Source organism: Lentzea sp. (genome assembly GCF_036380075.1).
GTDB lineage: Bacteria > Actinomycetota > Actinomycetes > Mycobacteriales > Pseudonocardiaceae > Lentzea.
Map to the genome: position 1 here is coordinate 1 of NZ_DASVFL010000070.1, position 3,744 is coordinate 3,744.

Consider the following 3,744-nt stretch of genomic DNA (forward strand, 5'->3'; position numbering starts at 1 on the left):
CCGTGGTCCATAGGGGACGACATCTCGCGGGACGCCGCCACTTGGGACCGTGGTTCAGCCGATCGGGAGGAGTGCCACGTCGATGGCGTTGTTCGACGCGATGTCCGTGTCGTTGTTCGACGCCACGTCGGTGTCGTTGAACGAGTCGTCGACGTCGACGCTGTTGTCGGTGTTCAACGAGTCGTCGATGCTGTTGTCGGTGTTGAACGAGTCGTCGGCGCTGTTGTCGGTGTTGGTCTCCGTCTCGCGGTTGAACGAGTCGTCGATGTCGACGCTGTTGTCCGTGTTGAAGGAGTCGTCGACGTCCAGGCTGTTGTCGGTGTCGTGGGAGTCGCGCTGGTCGGTCTCGCTGCCGTTGCTCGCGACCGCGACGTTGCCGGAGCCGTAGGCCTCGACGTCGGTCGAGTTGTCGCTGACCTCGTAGTTCCCCGACGCCGGCCCCTCGCCGATCACGACGGCGCCGCCGTTGCTCGCCGCGGCGGATCCCACGTGGTTGACGTCGTTGCCGTCGCCGACGACGTTGCGGTCGCCCGTGGTCACGGTGCCCATGATGTCGTCGCCCGCGGCCACGGCGCCGTCGCCGGACGCGACCACGGGGTCGTTGTCGAACCACTGCATCACGTCACCGTCGGCCCAGATGTTCTGGTTCACCGAGTTGTCCAGCACGGTGTTGTGGCTGTCGCTCCACGAGTAGTGCTGCGTGATGTAGTTGATCTCGCGGATGGCCCCGTGCATGCCGTCGTCGCCGTGAGCGGGCGGCGGCGGAGGCGGCGGCGCGTGGTGCACGTGCGGGCTGTTGCCGTTGCCACCGCCGTTCAACTCCCGGTCGAACGAGTTGCTCTGCGCGGTCTGCACGCTGTCCACGATGAGCGGTCTCGCGTCGCGGACGTCGGCGCCGCACAGGTCGTCGAACCCGTGCTCGCTCAGCACCCGCTGAGGGCTGGCGTGGAACTCGGCACGTGCGTCCTCGTCGTGGAGCAGGCTGAGGATGAACTGGAGAAGGCTCATGTTGGCCATCGGAGGCACCCTTCGTTCGAAGCTGATGCCGATAACCGTACGTAGCGAAAACCCCCGTGCAATCGGGATGAGATCCCTGTTCCACCCGACCCTGCGTTGGGGGCCACGAAGCGGCCGTTAGGGGATCGTGCGAAGTGAGAAATTAGGGGAGTGGAGCGGTAATGCCTGCCGACGCCCTGGCGATTTTTCCAGTGGAGCGCGACGGTGCCGATGCCCGAGGCGATGGTCCTGCTGATGACGTTCCGTGACTTTCTGCTACCCGATCGGAGGCGACGCGGATGTCCTACGTACTTGGCGTCGACTTGGGAACGACCTTCACCGCCGCCGCGGTCTGCCGCAAGTCCGGGGGTGGGTGGGGCAAGGTCGAAGTGCTGCCGCTCGGCTCGAGATCGAGCTCGACGAGCTCGGTGTTGTTCTTCGGCACCGACGGGACGGTGCTGGTGGGCGAAGCGGCCGAACGGCGCGCGCTGACAGTCCCGGAAGGGGTGGCCCGGGAGTTCAAGCGCCGCATCGGAGACAGGACACCGATGCTGCTCGCAGGTCAGCCGCACACCGCCCACGCACTCGCCGCCCGGCTGGCCCGGTGGGTGGTCGACCGCACGGCCGAGCGAGAAGGCGGCCTGCCCGACCGGCTCGCCATCACGCACCCCGCCGGGTGGGGCGAACACAAGAAGGGCCTGCTCGCCGAGGCGCTGGACGACGAGGGACTGGGTGACGCGGTGCTGCTCAGCGAACCCGAGGCCGCCGCGTTCGAGTACAGCAGCATCGAACGCGTCGAAGCCGGCAGCACCGTCGCGGTCTACGACCTCGGTGGCGGCACCTTCGACGCCGCCGTGCTGCGCAAGATCGACGACGTCCGGTTCGAGCTCCTCGGGGAGCCCGCCGGTGTCGAGCGGCTGGGCGGTGTCGACTTCGACGACGCCGTCTTCGGGCACCTGCGGGGAGCGTTCGCGGAAGGGCTCGGCGATCTCGTGCCGGACGACGAGGTGGCGATGTCCGCGGCGGCGAGGTTGCGGCGTGAGTGCACCGAGGCGAAGGAGGCGCTGTCCACCGACACCGAGGTCACCATTCCTGTGCTGCTGCCCGGTGTGCAGTCCCAAGCACGGATGACCCGCGGCGAGTTCGAGGCGTTGATCCGCCCCGCGCTGGAGGACACCGTCGAGCTGCTGCGCAGCACCATCCGTTCGGCGAGCCTGACCGAAGCGGACGTCGACGCGGTGCTGCTGATCGGCGGCTCCTCGCGGATCCCCCTGGTGAGCCAGTTGCTGTCACAGCAACTGGGCAGGGCCGTGGTCGTGGACTGCGACCCCAAGAGCACCGTCGCACAGGGCGCGGCTCGGACCGTCGTCCCCGTGGAGAAAGCCACCGCTCCGGTGGTCTCCAGTGCCACGCAGCCCCCGGCCCGGCCGGAGGTCGAGAACATCCCGCTGGTGCTTCCCCGGCCCGAGCCACGCCGGCGGCTGCTGCGCCCCAAGGTGCTGGTGGGTGCCACCGTGCTCGCGGTCAGCGGGATAGCCGCTTTGAGCGCCATCACCGTCGACATCACCCCCGACAGTCTCGAGTCATCGTCCTCCTCCTCGCCCGCCGCGCAGGCGGCATCACCGCAACAGCCGCAGGCACAACCGCAGCAGTCACCCGTGGCGCAGCGGCAGGACCGGTCGAACCCCACCGTTGCGCAGACGAAGCGCAAGGCAGGACCGAACATCCCGGACGAGGGCCTGACCTCCAACGCGAGCACGGCGACGCCCGCGCCAGCGGCCGGAACGTCCACTCCGGACTCCAGCGGCACGCCTCTGGGGATCCTGCAGAGCCCTTCGAACACACAGCAGGACCCGACTGCGACCACACAGGACCCTACCGCGACGACCCAGGACCCGACCGCCACCACGCAGAACCCACCCCCGGCCACGCAGGATCCACTGCCGACGACGCAGGATCCGACGCCCACGACCCAAGATCCGCCCCCGCCGACCGAAGCGCCACCGCTCACGACCGTCGGTCCGCCCGCGACCACGCAGGATCCGACGCCGACGACTCAGGACCCGCCGCCGACGAGTGCGCAGATGACCTGAGCCGGCGAACGAGCCCGCCGGATGCGCTCCACATGACGGCTCCCGGTGTCGGATGTGCTGAGTTGCGGCGGACTCGACCTGGCGGCTTGTTCGCTCACGCGGCACCTGCGGCCAGCGGCGGGTGCACACGCTGACATCGCGTCGGCAAATGAGGTTGGTCAGGACATCGTCGTGCACGGCACGACAGCCCACACGGACTTGCCCGTTGCGCGCCGAACCACACCCCACCGTTCGGACAACTTGTCCACGATCACCAGTCCGCGGTTGCGCACCGAGTCGAGTGCGGGAGATCGCAACCGGGGCATGGCAGGCGAGGAGTCCTCGGCGACGATGGTGACGACGCAGGGATCGGCCGACGTGCGCAGCATGAGCCGTGCCGGGAACCGGGCGTGGTCGAACACGTTGGACACGAGTTCCGAGATGACGAGGAGCACGTCGACGAGGTCGTCCTCGACCAGGTCGCGCAGCACCGGCCGAGCCCATCTGCGCACCTCGGCGATGTCGTCGACATCGCGAACGAGTTCGCGTGTGCTCCACTCGCCACCAGGATCCGCGTCAGCCACGACAGGGCTTCCTTCTTCTGGCGTCACGTCCAGGAGGTACCTCGGCTGAACCGGGCAAAACCCGGTGGGTTGGGGTGCTCGTCACGAGCGGG

The 3,744-nt window shown here is 68.4% G+C and carries 3 protein-coding genes; 1 reads left to right on the forward strand and 2 read right to left on the reverse strand.

Annotated features, from left to right (window positions below):
* Positions 1–54: 54 nt before the first annotated feature.
* Positions 55–1,008: an IniB N-terminal domain-containing protein gene (locus tag VF330_RS08860; RefSeq protein WP_330851027.1), complete on the reverse strand. Its 954-nt coding sequence runs from the start codon at positions 1,006–1,008 to the stop codon at positions 55–57.
* 287 nt (positions 1,009–1,295) lie between these two features.
* On the opposite strand from VF330_RS08860, the gene VF330_RS08865 reads away from it, so the two are divergent.
* Positions 1,296–3,089: an Hsp70 family protein gene (locus tag VF330_RS08865; RefSeq protein ID WP_330851028.1), complete on the forward strand. Its 1,794-nt coding sequence runs from the start codon at positions 1,296–1,298 to the stop codon at positions 3,087–3,089.
* A gap of 158 nt (positions 3,090–3,247) precedes the next feature.
* On the opposite strand, the gene VF330_RS08870 is transcribed toward VF330_RS08865, so the two are convergent.
* Positions 3,248–3,652: an ATP-binding protein gene (locus VF330_RS08870; RefSeq protein WP_330851029.1), complete on the reverse strand. Its 405-nt coding sequence runs from the start codon at positions 3,650–3,652 to the stop codon at positions 3,248–3,250.
* Between the last annotated feature and the right edge of the window lie 92 nt (positions 3,653–3,744).